The following is a 15,271-nucleotide window of genomic DNA, read 5'->3' as shown; positions in this document are numbered from 1 at the left end:
GTCCCCAATCCGCCGCAGGAGGCGATGGCCAGCCTTTGCCAGATCCTGTGTTCCTCGAACCGCTTCCTTTACGTCGAATGAAACCCGCCCAGCTCTGCTCACGCCGTCATTTCCTGCACGCCAATGGCTACGGCCTCGGCACGCTGGCGCTCGCTTCGTTGCTGGAGAAAGAGGGCCTGCTCGCTGCGCCGGTAAAGCCGGAGAGCTTTGGCGAGATCCGTTACGATCTTGCGCCGAAGAAGCCGCACTTTGAGCCGCGGGCGAAGGCGATGATCTCACTCTTCATGATGGGCGGGCCGTCGCAGATGGACTTGTTTGATCCGAAGCCGATGCTCACGAAGTACGACGGCAAGAAATTCCCCGGTGAGATCAAATACGACAACCTCGCCCAGGCGTCGTCGAAGTGCTTCGGATCGCCGTGGAAGTTTCAGAAGCACGGCGAATGCGGCATGGAGATCAGCGAACTGCTGCCGAACCTGAGCAAGGTCGTCGATGAGATCACGCTCATCCGCTCGATGACTTCGGGCGTGAACAATCACGCGCAGGGCCTCTATGCGATGAATGCCGGCCGCATCACCGCTGGACGTCCGGCGCTTGGCTCATGGCTCACCTACGGTCTCGGCAGCGAGACGGACGAACTGCCTGCCTACATGGTGCTCTCGCATCCGAGCGGCCTGCCCACCTTCAGCGGCGAGCATTTCACCAATGGCTGGCTGCCTGCGTTGTTCCAGGGCACGCTCGTGCGCGCCACCGAGCCGCGCATTCTCAATCTCGATCCGCCGCCGTCACTCGCGGGCACGCCGCAGCAGCGTCAGCTCGACTTGCTGAAGGCCTTCAATGAAGACCACCTCGCGCAGCATCGTGGCGAACTCGATCTGCAGGCGCGCATTTCCAGCTACGAACTCGCCGCGAAGATGCAGACCGCCGCGAAGGAGGCGCTCGACATTTCGAACGAACCTGAATACGTCAAAAAACTCTACGGCGTCGATAATCCGATCACGAAGGACTACGCCACGCGCTGCATCATCGCGCGTCGTCTCGTCGAGCGCGGCGTGCGCTATGTGCAAGTGCTGAATGCGGGTCAGTCCTGGGATCAGCACGGATCGCTTATCACGTCGCTGCCGAAGAATTGCGAAGCCACCGATCAACCCAGCGCCGCGCTGCTCATCGATCTCAAACAACGCGGCCTGCTCGACAGCACCGTCGTTCATTGGGGCGGCGAAATGGGTCGTCTGCCCGTGCTGCAAAACGATGCGGGCCGCGAGAAGTGGGGCCGCGATCACAACACCTACGGCTTCAGCATGTGGCTCGCTGGCGGCGGTTTCAAAAAAGGCTACGTGCATGGCGAGACCGACGAATTCGGCCACAAGGCCGTCATCGACGAGGTGAAGCACTACGACTATCACGCCACGCTGCTGAAGACCTTCGGCCTCGACCACACCAAGCTGACCTACAAGCGCAACGGCCTCGCCGCGAGCCTCACCGACAATCAGGGCGCGAAGGTCGTGGACGAACTGCTGGCATGAAAGACGAGCGCAAGACGGTGCATCATTTGAGCATGCTCTTGCTTGTTCTCTTTGGTCTTGCATTGCCTGTAGACGGCGAAGATTTCAGGTTTCGATGCATGGGCGAGACAACGGGCCTTTGTGACTTTCTACGTGACGCGGCTGGCAAGGAAACGACCATAAAAATCTCACCCGACTCGGATCCAGGGTGTCTGGTCTTGTTCAAAGCACTTCAAACCAAGCGGGTCTACGGGACAAAAGGTTGGGAAAATCATGAGGGAGCCAAATGGAAGCAGGAGATCATTTTGACGGGGGTGTTTTTGTCACCGTTGAAATGGACTGAGTCCGGCCCCAACACTGCACCCTCCGAGCAATATAGAGACTTCAAGATCACGGGCCTCAAAGTACAATTTCCCTTGTCGAGGTTTGTTGATGCCACGGACGACCCCACCGGACCGGTCATCATGGAAACTCATTTTGGATTTGATTCACTGTTTCCACAAGGTCTTCGGCTCAGTGGAAAACTGATCGACCTCGGCAAACACACGGCAAAGAAATCGGACGCAGAGTAACGAGCATCGACACGGGTTATCATGAGTGCAGAAGCCGAACAAAGCTCAAACCTTCGCTCCTCCTCGTGGAAATGGACCGTGTGCGGCCTGCTGCTGCTCGCCTCGGCGATCAACTACATGGACCGCCAGACGCTGGCGAATGCCGCGGTGCGCATTACGAAGGAGTTTCATCTCTCGCAGGCGCAGTATGGCAACATCGAAGCCGTCTTCGCTTACGCTTTCGCGGCAGGATCCATCGTGTTCGGCTGGCTGGCGGACCGGTTCTCCGTGCGCTGGCTTTACGCCGTCGTGTTGACAATGTGGTCGCTCGCAGGACTTGCGACGGGCTTTGTTCATAACGAGCAGGAGCTTCTCTGGTGCCGCATGGCGCTCGGCTTTTTCGAGGCAGGCCACTGGCCCTGCGGCGTGCGCGTTACGCGTGCGTTGCTGGATGCGCGTGAGCGCTCTCTTGGCAACGGCGTGCTGCAAAGCGGCACCTCCCTCGGAGCGATTATCACGCCGCTGATCATGAGCGCCATCATGACCGCGGAACTCGGAAGCTGGCGCCATGCGTTTCAAATTGTTGGCGTCACCGGATTCGCCTGGCTCATTTTGTGGTTCACCTTCGTGCGGAAGTCCGATCTTCCGGCGCCCGTTCGACTGACTGAAACGTCGGACAAGGGAGATGACGCCAGCCTGTGGAGCCTCATCTTCAGCCGGCGCATGATGGTGATCTTCTTCGTCATCGCCAGCATCAACACCACCTGGCAAATCCTGCGCGCCTGGCTGCCGAAAATCCTGCAGGAAGGGCTCGGCTACACGGAATCGCAGACTCTTTACTTCACCTCTGTCTGGTATGTGGCCACGGACATCGGCTGTCTCGGTGCGGGTGCGCTCGCGGTGTGGCTCGGCAAACGAAAGCTCTCCGTGCATGCAGCCCGCGTGATCGTCTTCGCTGGTTGCGGCGCGTTGTGCGCTTCGTGCGCGATCACGCCTTATCTGGAAAAAGGCTGGGTGCTCCTCGCGATGCTGCTGCTCTCCGGCGCAGGCGCGCTTGGCGTGTTTCCGCTGTATCACGCGTTCACGCAGGACCTCTCGGGCCGTCATCAGGGCAAGATCACCGGCATCGCAGGCGTCGTCGCCTGGGTGCTGCCGGCGCAGGCGCAGAAGTTCTTCGGCGTGCTCGCCGATCGCACGCACTCCTTCGATCAAGGACTGCTGCTCGCCTCTTTCCTGCCGCTCATCGCCACGCTGCCGTTGTGGCTGTTTTGGGATAGTAGAACATCCAAACCTGTCGATGAAAGGCAGAATGTTCCACCGCCTAGGAAAGAACGTGCTTCAGAGAAAAGGAGTGCACATGACTTCGACGGCCGCGCAGATAACCACGCGTCGACTGTACACGATTCAGACGAAAGTGCTCATGCGAGGACACTAGGTCTCGAAGGCGATTATACCTTAGCAGACATTAAGCGTCATTATCGTGAACGCATGCTTGAATATCACCCCGATCGGGTCGCATCACTGGGATCGAAGCTGCGAGAAATTGCTGAGATCGAGACAAAAAAGATCAATGACGCATATGCCTTTTTCGTGAGCAAATATGGTTCTGCCTAAATTGGAGCAATGTGTCCGGCTAGTTGCTACGTCAGTGAGTAAATCTCTTCCAACTATGAACGTCAAAAACTTTACCCGCCGCTCCTTCCTGCTCACCAGCGCAGCCGCAGCCGTCGCCAGTGCGGCGCCGGCTTCGGGTCGCAAAAAGATCGCGCTTATCGCCACCGTCGTGTTCGAGAAATCACACGCGCAGCATTTCATCGACCGCTTTGCACTCGGCTACGCGTGGGCGGGTGGCTGGCGGAAGCCTGAAGTCGATCTCGTCTCGCTCTACGTCGATCAATTCAATGACAACGATCTCGCCCGAGGCCGCTCGGAGCGCTATGGCATTCCGATTCACAAGAGCATCGCCGACGCGCTCACGCTCGGCACCGGCAAGCTCGCCGTCGACGGCGTCGTGATCATCGGCGAACACGGCAACTATCCTGAAAACGAAAAAGGCCAGACGCTCTACCCGCGTTACGAGTTCTTCAAAGAAGTCGTCAAAGTGTTCGAGTCCAGCGGACGCAGCGTCCCTGTCTTCAACGACAAGCACCTTTCGACCGATTGGAAACACTGCGTTGAGATGGTCGCCGACGCGAAGCGTCTGAACTTTCCCTTTTTCGCCGGCTCATCCTTGCCCGTGACGCGTCGTCTGCCTGCCATCGATCTGCCATGGGGCACGCCGTTGAGCGAAAGCGTCGCCGTCGGTTACGGTGGTGTCGAGAAGTACGATTTCCACGGTCTTGAAACCGCGCAGTGCATGTCCGAGCGTCGTAAAGGCGGCGAAGTCGGCATCAAGAACGTCCTCGCGCTTCGCGGCGACGCGATGTGGCAGCACGCATCAAGTTTGAATCAAACGCAGCGTCTCCTCCTCGCCGCCTTGAGCCGCAGCCACACGCTGCCGGTGAAGGAAGGCTATCCCACCGAGGCACCGAGCTTCGCGTGGGCGCGGAAGAACTTCCCCGACGCCTACGCCTACTTCATCGAGCACCGCGACGGCTTCCGCACGACGCTCTTCATGCTCGGCATCCGCGATTTCAACTACGCCGGGCTCAACAGCGAAACCGGCGAGATCACCTCCTGTCAGATGTTCCTGCCGATGCCGACCTCCGTAGCCACCACCGCCGATTTCTTCAACCCGCTTGTCCATCACATCGAGCGCATGGTCCTCGACAACCGCGTTCTTTATCCCGTCGAGCGCACGCTGCTCACCTCCGGCATGGTCATCGGCGCCGTCGAGTCCTTGTATCGAGGCGGCAAAGTGTTCGAAACACCCGAGATGGAAGTCCGCTACACCGCGCCGAAGGAATCGACCTTTTGGCGCGATTGAATCATGCACCCACTCGCGGAAGTGCCATCGCCGGGATGGTGCGGTCTTGTTGTTGGCGGCGATAGTTCAGCGGTGTGGTGCCGGTGAAGCGTTTGAAGCGCTTCACAAACGAGCTGGGGTCGTAAAAGCCGCAGTCGAGAGCAATCCCCGCGACGCTGGCTGCCGTACGACGGAGCGAATCGATGGCGTGAAACATGCGCACCTGCTCCACGAAGGCATACGGCGTCATTTTCATGCGCTGCTTGAAGACGCGCATGAAGTGGCTCTCGGAGATGCCGCAGCAGCGAGCCAGCCTGCCCACCGTGATGTGCTCCGCGTAGTGCTGATGCACATGGTCGATGGCGGGCAGAAGCCGGTTCAGCTCGATATCATGACCTGCCACATCGTTGTATTTCTCGTTGATGGTGATGAGCCCTATCACCTTTCCGCGATTGTCATGCAGCGGATACTTGCTCGACCAAGCCCAGGAGGATGGATGATCGAAGAAGCTCGTGGCATGAATCTCTTTGATCAGCATGCGGTCATGCTCAAAGACCTGCAGGTCGTTCTGGCGGTAGCTTTCGGCGATGATCCGCGGGAAAAGATCAAAGTCGGATTTTCCCACGATGTCAAAATCGGGTGGCAGATGAACCGCCTCCTTCAAGGCCCGGCTCATGAACACATATCGCGAGTCGAGGTTTTTGATCATGAACATCGCTCCGGGGAGGTGATCAAGAGCCTCCAGCAACTGCCGTCCGTCGGCGAGGCGGGTGAAGAACTGGCGCTGCACGGACTTGGGGGTGTTCATGGCGGGATATTACCATTTTTTGATGATCCTGCCACACAGAGTCCCAGCAGCTGCCGCGTTGGTTCTGGCGTGAATCTCTTCAAAGCCATCACGAGCGCCATCTTCCTCCCCTTCGCGGGCGGAGAGGTTCATGGCGAGGAGCTGTTTTCGTCCAAGATCGAGCCGCTGCTGAAGCAGCGATGCTTTGAATGCCATTCGCACGAAAAGAAGATCAAAGGCGGGCTGGCGCTGGATTCGAAGTCCGGCTGGGAAAAAGGCGGCGAAAGCGGGCCGGCGATCATCCCCGGCAAGCCTGAAGCGAGCCTGCTCATCAAGGCGCTGAGTCATGCGGAGAAAGATCTCAAAATGCCGCCGAAAAAGATGCTGCCATCCGCCGAGATCGCGTTGTTCACGGAATGGATTCGTCAGGGGGCGCCTGATCCGCGCGTGATGGAGGTGCAGGCGGCTGAACTCGTCGTGGACGATGCGTGGGAAGTCGAATTTCAGAAGCGGCTCGACTGGTGGAGCCTCAAACCCATGCGTCGTGCGGAACCGCCGAAGGTGAAAGACGCAGCGTGGTCGGGTGAACCCGTGGATCGCTTCGTGAAGGCCGCCCTCGATGCCGCGAAGCTCACGCCTGCACCGCCCGTCGAGATGGAAGTGCTGTATCGGCGGCTTTCGTTCGTGCTCACCGGCTTGCCGCCGGTGGCGCATGCGCGTCCGTCATCGTGTGAGGAGTTCGTCGATGCCCTGCTGCGCAGCCCGCATTTCGGCGAACGATTCGCCCGACATTGGATGGACGTGGTGCGTTACACGGACACCTACGGCTACGAATGGGACAATCCGGCCAAAGGCGCCTACGAGTATCGCGACTACCTCATCCGCGCCTTCAACGACGATGTCGGCTTCGATCAGTTGCTGCGCGAGCAACTCGCCGGAGACCTCCTGCCCAGGCCGCGCATCAACACCGTAGCGCAGACGAATGAAAATCTTATTGGGCCAATGTTCTACCACATGGGCGAGCATCGCCATGGCAGCAGTCTAATGTTCAACGGTATCCATCAGGAGATGGTGAACAACAAGATCGACGCCTTCTCGAAGGCGTTTCTCGCGACCACCGTCGCCTGCGCTCGCTGCCACGACCACAAACTCGAAGCCGTCTCGCAGCGCGACTACTACGCGCTGGCCGCAATGTTCACCACGCCGCGCTGGACCACGCGCGTGATCGACGCACCGGCGAAGAACGACGCGGCCATCACTCGGCTCGAGAAACTGCGCTCAGCCATTCGTGATGAGATGTCGCGTCGGTGGGCGAAGCCATTGGAGGCATCCGCGCTGAAGGAATGGGCGGCGTCTCATGGCGCGGCACTGAAAGGAATCGGCGCGCCGCTTGCCACACCGGATCAGCTTTCTCAACTCGCCACCGAATGGCGTAAAAATCGTGAGGCGGCCAAGAAGGCCAACACAGCCTTCAAGTCGCTCGCGCCGGACCACTGGGTCTTTGAGGGAGATGGCTTCGTGCATGGTCGCGTCGAGAATGGGACGCCTCTGATTGCTCTCGACGGAGAAAAGGTGATCGATCGGCTGCTGCCGCAGGGATGGCACTCGAATGCATTGTCGTCGAAACTGCCGGGCAGCCTGCGCATGCCGCCGGAGCATGTCGTTCCAGGCAAGTTTGTCAGCCTCAACCTCGCGGGCGGAGAGTTTGGCGGACAGCTCGTCGTCGATGACCATGCGTTTCAAAACGAAACCATCACGATCTACACCAACACCGAGCCTGCGTGGAAATCCTTTGCCGATGCGCAACTGAAGAACGGAGTGCAGCAGGTGACCATCGAGTTTTGCACCTCTTCCTTGAATCCCAACTTCCCGCCGCGCACGGGTCTGGCGAAAGGGCTCAAAAACGACGACTTTGGCTTCGACAAACGAAGCTGGCTCAGCATCACCGGCATTGTCTCGCACGATGTTGGCGGTACGCCGGAGAATGAGCTGGATGCGTTTGCGGGTCTGTATGAAGCCAATGTTGGGTCTGCTCCGTGGGAACACATCGCGTCATGGTTCAATGCGGCGGTTCATCGTTGGTGCTCCAACAAAGTGCGTGCCGGAGATCGCCAGGTGCTCGACTGGCTGTTGGCAAACGGTCTGCTGCCAAACAAGACCGAGCCCGGCACCAAACTCGCGGAACTCGTGACTGAATATCGCCGGGTGGAGGCCGGAATTGCGTTCCCTCGAACCGTGATCAGCATGGATGAGCGCGAGGTGTTGCATGCGAAGTATCCGCTCAATGTGCGCGGCAATGTCGATGCCCCGGGAACGCTGGTGGAACCTGCTTCGCTGAAGATGCTCCATGGCGATCGTGTTGCCGACCGGCTCGCGCTGGCCGAGTCGCTGCTGCATCCCGAGCATCCGCTCACGGCGCGTGTGTACGTCAACCGTGTCTGGCAGTGGATCTTCGGCACCGGCCTCGTCGCCACGCCGGATGATTTCGGACGCCTCGGCGACAAGCCTTCGCATTCCGAACTGCTTGACTGGCTTGCGCGCGAGTTCATCCGCGAAGGCTGGTCCACGAAGAAGCTTGTGCGTCGTCTGGTGCTGAGTCAAACCTTCCGCCAGTCCGGCCTCGTCACCGATGCCGCACGCGAACGTGATCCGGGGAATCGTCTGCTGCATCACTATCCGACTCGCCGCCTTGAAGCGGAAGAGATTCGCGATTCGCTTCTTGTGGTTTCCGGCCGCTTCGATCCGCAGCTCTTCGGCCGGCCCATTCTTCCGTATCGGACAGCGGAGGATGACAAAAAGCGGCTCTTCAGCGGGCCGCTCGACGGTGATGGACGTCGCTCGATCTACCTGCAGATGTCGATCATGGATCCGCCGAGGTTTCTCGTCGGCTTCAATCTGCCCGACCTCAAACTGCCCACGGGACGCCGTGATGTGACCAACGTGCCATCGCAGGCGCTGATCATGCTGAACGACCCGTTTGTGAACGCAATGTCGAAGCATTGGGCGGACAAGTTGCTGAAGCGCACGTCTGCGACGACCGAAGACCAGATCGGCTGGATGTTCGAACGCGTGTTCAGCCGGCTGCCGCGCGAGGACGAGATGCGGCGCTGGCTCGCCGCCTCGCAGGACTTCGGCGGTGACACGCCTGATGCATGGGAACGCCTCGCTCATGCGTTCTTCAATACGAAGGAGTTCATCTATTACCGCTAACATGACGCGCCACGACCATCGCCTGTGCTCACGCCGCCATGTTCTGGCCGGCGCTTCAGCAGGCTTTGGCATGCTGGCGCTTCGTGCGATGGCAGGCGTGCCGCTGCACAACCGTGCGAAGGCGAAGAACATCATCTTTTGCTTCATGGACGGCGGACCGAGCCATGTGGACACCTTTGATCCGAAGCCGATGCTCAAGCAGCATGAGGGCAAGCCCATCGGCGAGAGTGCGGTGACCAAGCGTTCGCAGTCGAACGCGAATCGCGTGTGGTTCGGCAGTCCATGGGAGTTCAAGCAGCGCGGGCAGAGCGGTTTGTGGGTGAGTGATTTGTTCCCGCACATCGCGCAAGTGGCCGACCGTCTCTGCGTTGTGCGCTCGATGGTCGGCGAACTGCCGCTGCATGGTCAGCAGAACCTGCTGCTGCACACCGGACGCATTCTTGGGCAGGCGCCCAGCCTCGGCGCATGGGTGTCGTATGGTCTTGGCACCGAGAATCACAATCTGCCGGGCTACGTCGTGCTCAACAACGACTGGGTGCCGAACGGCGGCCTCGAGAATTTCGGCAGCTCGTTCCTGCCCGCTAGTCATCAGGCCACGATGGTGCGTGCGAAGGGCGTGCCGGTCGATAACATCGTGCCGCATGACACGGCGGCTGTTCAGCGGCGAAAACTCGCGTTGTTGGCCGAGCAGGATGCCGAATTCGCCTCCCGTTCTTCGGACGCGCAGGCCATCGAAGGCGCCATCGCCAATTGCGAGACGGCGTTTCTCATGCAGAGCGCTGTTCCTGCCATTGCGGACATCGCCAACGAACCGGCGCATATCCGGCAGCTCTATGGCGTTGATTCAAGCGACGAGCACCAGCGTTTCTACGCCACACAGGCGCTGAGGGCGCGGCGACTCATCGAAGCAGGCGTGCGTTTTGTCGAAATCACCTGTCCGAGCTTCGACGGCAACAATTCGCCATGGGATCAGCACGGTCAGATCCGGCAAAACCACGCGAAGAACTCACGCATCACGGATCAGTCGGTCGCTGCACTGATCATCGACCTCGAACAACGTGGTCTGCTCGATGAAACGATCGTTCTGTGGGCCGGCGAGATGGGCCGCACACCGCACACGCCGAAAGTCACCGGCACCTGCGGTCGCGATCATCATGTGAACGGCTATTCGATCCTCATGGCCGGCGGTGGTTTCAAGGGCGGCATGGCATTCGGTGAGACGGACGACTTCGGCAACGCCGTCGCCAGCGATCCGCTGAACATTCATGACATCCACGCCACGCTGCTGCACCAGATGGGCATCGATCACGAAAAGCTCATTTTCCGCCATGGCGGTCGTGACCAGCGACTCACGGATGTGCATGGAAACGTGGTCCAGGCATTGCTTGCATAGTCCGGTCCCGGACATGCGTTAATGCCGCCATGAAACGCATTCTCATCTTCGCATGCCTGCTGTCTCTTCGTTGTCTGGCCGACGATCCAGTCGCGCCTTGGTCCAAAGACGTCAGCATCAAGCCTGTGTCTTCAATTGAAGGACGGCACACGATTCACACCTACTACGTCACAAACCCTGAGAGCCCGGATGGCAAACACGTGCTGTTTTTCACCTCCACGCATCCCGCAGGGTATGTGGGTGAGGTGCGCATCATGGAACGTGCGACGGGAAAAGAAACGGTGCTGGCAGAGAACGTGCACACGGAGGACGCGCATCGCGTTGCATGCCAGCAGTGGCTTTCCGGCGGCAAACGAGTGGCGTTTCATGAGGTGATCGACAAGAAGTGGCGCGTGGTGGTGGTCGATGTGGCGACTCTGGAGAAGAAAATCGTCGCCGAGGATCATCAGGTCGGCTTTGGCAGGCCGGAGGGTGATCTTCTGCCGATGTATGGCTGCCATTGGAATCCGGGACCGTATCGCGATCTCGAAGTGTGGGATGCACGCACCGGCAAAACCTTGACGCGGGCAAAGATCAGCGAGGTGGAGGTTAAATACGGCGACTGGCTGAAGAAGGAATTCAGCGGCAAGCCGTGTTCGATCTTCTTCCCGGTGATCAGCCCGGATTTGAAGCGCGTGTTTTTCAAAATCGCCGCAGGCAACGGCGGCGACGATTACATGTCGAAGAACGCCAGTCATCGCCAGGGGCTCGTGTGCTACGACTTCGAAAAAGGCGCGTGCATCTGGATGCGCGGCAAGTGGGGGCATCCGGGTTGGACGCCGGACTCCCTGCACATCTTCGAGGTCGGCAACATCACGATGGACATCATGAAGGAGGGTTTCAGCTACACGAACCTCAAGGACGTGCCGAACCTGCGCGGCTCGCATCCCTCCGTAAGCCCGGGTGGCAGTTTGATGGTCACCGATGGCATGACGGAGCCCGTCGGCGGCAGGCCGAACGAGTGGTGCGTGATGGTGGCCGACATGAACGGCGGGAAATGGAAGCTGCTGCACAGCTTCGAGCAGAACCGCGGCGCGAAATCCTGGCGTCGCAGCGATCCGCATCCCGTCTTCAGCACCGACGGCAAACGCATCTACTACAACACCAGCGACGGCCAGTTCACACGGCTGATGGTGGCGGAAAGACCGTGATCAACGGCTGACTGGGAAGGCGTTGGCGTTCTCGCGAACAAGCTGCTCGCGTTGCAGTTCTGCCTTGGCGCGTGCCTCGTCCTCTTCGAAAACGGCGAGACCAATGACGCCCACATTGCCCGCTCCGCCTTTTGCGGCAGCCTGGGAGGCGGCCACGCTGCCAAACTGAAAGCTTCTCACCGTGGTGCTGTCCTTGCGGAAACCATCCACGTCATAGGTTTGTTTGGGTTCGAGCACAAAACCGTGCTGGGAAGGGCTTGCGGGTTTGCCGGTGAGCACATTCAGGCCGTCCACGCTCAGCACGATCTCCAACCGCTTCTTCGTGCGATTCTCCAGCCGCACCTCGTAGTGGTAACCGGCATCTCCGATGACGATGCGCCGCCCTCCTGCTTGGTAATAAGGGTAGGTGTGGCCGTAGCGAACGAGGCCGACCTTCAGGCGCTCGCCTGCGGCATCAAACAGGCCGCCGCGCTTTGAAGTACTGCCTCCGAGAATGCCGGTCATCGCCTTGGCACCGGTCTCATCGTTGTAGTGGAAAGAATCCACCACATCTGGAGCATCGGATTTGCGGATGAGCCGGGCACGTTCGAGCCGTGAATACTGCTCCCGGCCAGCGGTGGTGCCGAGGCCAGGGCGGTCGTCGATTTTGCGTGGAGTCGTAGCGCCAGTGGCGAGGAGGTTGTCGATGGAGCTGGCGCTGAGGGAATAGTTGCCGGATCGGAGGCCGGCAGTCATCGGTCCACCTTCAGCAGATATCATGGGCGGAACAGGCGACGGCGAAGTTTTCATCGATCCACAAGACGAAAGCAGAACGAGAAACGCGGTGATCAGGGCGCAGGCAAAACAGCGGGACAAGGTTGAGTTCATAAATGCAGAAATATCAGCATTTAGATGAATGACAAGAATAAATGCGGAAAAACCTGCAGTTTTTGGACGATGTTCTGGTTTGCCGAGGTGACAAATACAAACTTGCATCCATCATTAAATGCAGCATTTTCAGCACATGGCGGCGAAGCACGAGCATCTTTCCAAACGAGAACGGCAGGCGATGGACATCGTCTATCGGCTGGGGAAGGCCACGGCGGAGGAGATTCAGGACGAGATGCCGGACCGGCCGTCCTACTCCGCGGTTCGTGCGCTGCTGAGTATTCTCGCAGAGAAGAAACTGCTCAAATACACGCGCGAATCGCGCCGCTACGTGTATGAGCCGGCAGTCGCGCCGGAAAAGGCGCGTGACACGGCGTTGAAGCGGGTGCTGCGGACGTTTTTCGACGGCTCACCCGGCAAACTGGTGGCGTCCTTGCTCGACAAAACCGAGCGCAAGCTGCCGCCGGAGGAAGTTGCCGCGATTCGGAAACTGCTGGACGACCAAACGTCTTCCTGATTTCATCCAACTGCTGTCATGATCACCTTCTGGATCGCCATCGCTCTCAAAGTCACGCTCTGGGCTACGGCGTTTTGCATGGCGGTCCTTGTTCTTCCTAGACAACAACCGCGGACGCGCCGCGTCGTGGCGTTGTTCGGCCTTTGGGGCGCCTGGCTGGTTCCCTGGCTTCCAGCGAAGATCGTGGCGATGCAGGCGATTCCGGTTTCATCCTCGATGTACGTGTCGTCCTTCTCATGGGTTGTCGTGCCGGCGGCGCTGTGGGCCTGTGGCAGCGTCATTTTACTGACACGCCTGTTATGCGAAGCCGCCACCATCGCAAAGCTGGTTAAGAGCGCCGAAATGGGCGCGTTGAAGAAGTTCGCAGAGTTGGAAGTGCGCTTTTCCAGTGAAGTCGAAGGACCTTGCATGACGGGTTGGTGGCGACCCTGCGTGCTGCTGCCTCACGAATCGGTCACATGGCCTGAATCGACGCTTCTGGCCGCGCTGCGGCACGAGAGGCAGCATGCACGACAGCACGACTGTCTGCATCGCTTCTGCTCGGCTTTGCTGCGTGTTGCCTTCTGGTGGAACCCTGCCGTGCACGCGCTGTGCAGCCTCTACGAACACGAGTCAGAAGTGTGTTGTGATCACGAGGCGTCGTCCGCCGGAATGAGCCGCAAGGAGTATGGGGAAATGCTGCTCGCGCATGCGACGGGAACGCCTCACCGCGGCTTTGCGATGTCCTTTGCGCGTCGTACGGGTCTGCGTGGCCGGATAGCGCGCCTTCTGGAGGCGCCTCGTCATTCCGGCTGGTTGACTTCGACGCGTTGGGCCACCGCCTTGCTGCTGATGACGACGGCGGGTGTGCTGGTTGCGGCAGTTCGCATCGCGCCGGTGGAATTACCTTCGCATTCTTCGATGGAGAGCGAAGCGCGGCTCCGTTTAAGTGCCAATCCCTTTCCCGGCGCTCCTTGAAGCAGAGTTTTCATCTGGTGGCACCGGTTGTTGATGCCAACTTCTCATGAAAACACTGATTCTCTTCCTGTTCTTCTCAGCCAGCGCGTTCGCTGCCAAGCCGAACATCATTTTCGTCTTCGTCGATAACTTCGGAAACGGTGACCTTGGCTGCTTCGGTTCGAAGCTCCATCGCACGCCGAACGTGGACAGGCTCGCGGCGGAGGGGACGAAGTTTACGAGCTTCTATGTGGCGAGCGGCGTGTGCACGCCGTCACGCGCGGCTTTGATGACAGGCTGTTATCCGCGCAGGGTGAACATGCACATCAGTGCGACGGGCGGTGCGGTGCTGCAGCCAGTGGCGGAGAAGGGATTGAACCCATCCGAAGTGACGATCGCGGAAGTTTTGAAGGGAGCCGGGTATGCGACGATGTGCATCGGCAAATGGCATCTGGGCGATCAGCCGGGATTTCTGCCCACGAAGCAGGGCTTCGACGAGTTTTTCGGCATTCCCTACAGCGATGACATGACGAAGGACAAGAAGCCGGACATCTGGCCGGAACTGCCATTGATGCGTGGCGAGAAGGTGATCGAGGCGCCGGCGGATCGTGATCACCTGGTGAAGCGCTGCACGGAGGAGGCGGTTCGATTCATTGAAGCACACAAAGAAGGGCCGTTTTTCCTGTATCTGCCGCACACGATGCCCGGCTCGACCACGCATCCCTTTTCGAGCGAGAACTTCCGCGGCAAAAGCACCAACGGTGAGTATGGCGACTCGGTGGAGGAACTCGACTGGAGCACGGGTGAGATCATGAGCACGCTGAAAAGGCTGGGACTTGAGGAGAACACGCTGTTCGTCTGGACGTCTGACAACGGAGCTCCGAAGCGCAATCCGCCGCAGGGCAGCAATGCGCCGTATCGTGGCTGGGGCTACGACACCTCGGAGGGCGCGATGCGCATGCCGTGCATCATGCGCTGGCCCGGTAAAATAGCGGCGGGTGTGGTGAACGATGCGCTTTGCTCCACGATGGACATGCTGCCGACGTTCGCTGCGATCACGGGAGCGAAACCACCCGCAAACAAGATCGACGGGCATGACATCACCTCGATTCTGTTTGATGCGAAGAACACCAAGTCGCCGTGGGATGACGACGGCTTCTTCTACTACCGCATGGAACAATTGCAGGCGGTTCGGGCCGGCGACTGGAAGCTGTATCTGCCTCTCACCGGGAGCTTCTCCAACCTTCAGCGCAAAGCAGAACCGACGAAGCTGGCGCTCTACGATGTGCGGCATGATGTGAGCGAGGAGCACGAAGCTTCCGCGCAGCATCCCGATGTGGTCGCGCGACTGACCGCGCTTGCCGAAAAGGCGCGTGCTGACATCGGCGATGTGAACCGTCCCGGCAGCGG

General features: G+C 59.5%; 12 protein-coding genes. 10 read left to right on the top strand and 2 right to left on the bottom strand.

The window, feature by feature from the left end; genetic code table 11:
* The first annotated feature begins 77 nt into the window (after positions 1 to 77).
* The 4 genes from KDL09_RS07230 to KDL09_RS07215 are packed head-to-tail and all read left to right on the top strand — an operon-like array spanning position 78 to position 4,982.
* Positions 78 to 1,526 carry a DUF1501 domain-containing protein gene (locus KDL09_RS07230; RefSeq protein ID WP_294383197.1) on the top strand — a complete coding sequence of 483 codons (1,449 nt, stop codon included), beginning with the start codon at positions 78 to 80 and terminating at the stop codon, positions 1,524 to 1,526.
* Positions 1,523 to 2,077, top strand: coding sequence for a hypothetical protein (locus KDL09_RS07225; protein WP_294383196.1), 555 nt, complete (start codon positions 1,523 to 1,525; stop codon positions 2,075 to 2,077). The genes KDL09_RS07230 and KDL09_RS07225 overlap by 4 nt, the downstream gene beginning before the upstream one ends.
* A 21-nt stretch (positions 2,078 to 2,098) precedes the next feature.
* The gene (locus tag KDL09_RS07220) at positions 2,099 to 3,670 is read left to right on the top strand and encodes an MFS transporter (RefSeq protein ID WP_294383193.1); all 1,572 of its coding nucleotides are present in this window, start codon (positions 2,099 to 2,101) and stop codon (positions 3,668 to 3,670) included.
* A 55-nt stretch (positions 3,671 to 3,725) separates the two neighbouring features.
* Positions 3,726 to 4,982, top strand: coding sequence for a hypothetical protein (locus KDL09_RS07215; protein WP_294383189.1), 1,257 nt, complete (start codon positions 3,726 to 3,728; stop codon positions 4,980 to 4,982).
* A gap of 1 nt (position 4,983) precedes the next feature.
* On the opposite strand, the gene KDL09_RS07210 is transcribed toward KDL09_RS07215, so the two are convergent.
* Positions 4,984 to 5,769 carry a helix-turn-helix domain-containing protein gene (locus KDL09_RS07210; RefSeq protein ID WP_294383186.1) on the bottom strand — a complete coding sequence of 262 codons (786 nt, stop codon included), beginning with the start codon at positions 5,767 to 5,769 and terminating at the stop codon, positions 4,984 to 4,986.
* 69 nt (positions 5,770 to 5,838) lie between these two features.
* On the opposite strand from KDL09_RS07210, the gene KDL09_RS07205 reads away from it, so the two are divergent.
* From KDL09_RS07205 to KDL09_RS07195, 3 genes are read left to right on the top strand one after another with little or no spacing between them, the layout of a single operon-like run.
* Positions 5,839 to 8,958: a PSD1 and planctomycete cytochrome C domain-containing protein gene (locus KDL09_RS07205; RefSeq protein WP_294383184.1), complete on the top strand. Its 3,120-nt coding sequence runs from the start codon at positions 5,839 to 5,841 to the stop codon at positions 8,956 to 8,958.
* Position 8,959: 1 nt separating this feature from the next.
* Complete coding sequence (locus KDL09_RS07200; protein ID WP_294383182.1) at positions 8,960 to 10,351, top strand: DUF1501 domain-containing protein; 1,392 nt, start codon at positions 8,960 to 8,962, stop codon at positions 10,349 to 10,351.
* A gap of 29 nt (positions 10,352 to 10,380) precedes the next feature.
* Positions 10,381 to 11,541, top strand: coding sequence for a hypothetical protein (locus tag KDL09_RS07195; protein WP_294383180.1), 1,161 nt, complete (start codon positions 10,381 to 10,383; stop codon positions 11,539 to 11,541).
* Here the strand turns inward: KDL09_RS07195 and KDL09_RS07190 are convergent, their stop codons facing one another.
* Entirely contained in the window at positions 11,542 to 12,276 is a 735-nt protein-coding gene (locus KDL09_RS07190) for a hypothetical protein (protein WP_294383179.1), read from the bottom strand. It abuts the gene before it with no gap.
* A gap of 250 nt (positions 12,277 to 12,526) precedes the next feature.
* On the opposite strand from KDL09_RS07190, the gene KDL09_RS07185 reads away from it, so the two are divergent.
* The 3 genes from KDL09_RS07185 to KDL09_RS07175 form a co-directional block, all read left to right on the top strand.
* Positions 12,527 to 12,925, top strand: a complete 399-nt coding sequence (locus tag KDL09_RS07185; RefSeq protein WP_294383175.1) for a BlaI/MecI/CopY family transcriptional regulator — start codon at positions 12,527 to 12,529, stop codon at positions 12,923 to 12,925.
* A gap of 18 nt (positions 12,926 to 12,943) precedes the next feature.
* Positions 12,944 to 13,882 (top strand): M56 family metallopeptidase, encoded by a 939-nt coding sequence (locus KDL09_RS07180; RefSeq protein WP_294383172.1) that lies wholly within the window; start codon positions 12,944 to 12,946, stop codon positions 13,880 to 13,882.
* A 46-nt stretch (positions 13,883 to 13,928) separates the two neighbouring features.
* Positions 13,929 to 15,271 (top strand): sulfatase (locus tag KDL09_RS07175; RefSeq protein WP_294383170.1); only part of this gene is annotated, 1,343 nt, incomplete at its 3' end.

The organism is Prosthecobacter sp. (assembly GCF_020439865.1).
Lineage (GTDB): Bacteria > Verrucomicrobiota > Verrucomicrobiia > Verrucomicrobiales > Verrucomicrobiaceae > Prosthecobacter.
This window is presented reverse-complemented; position numbering and strand designations above follow the sequence as displayed.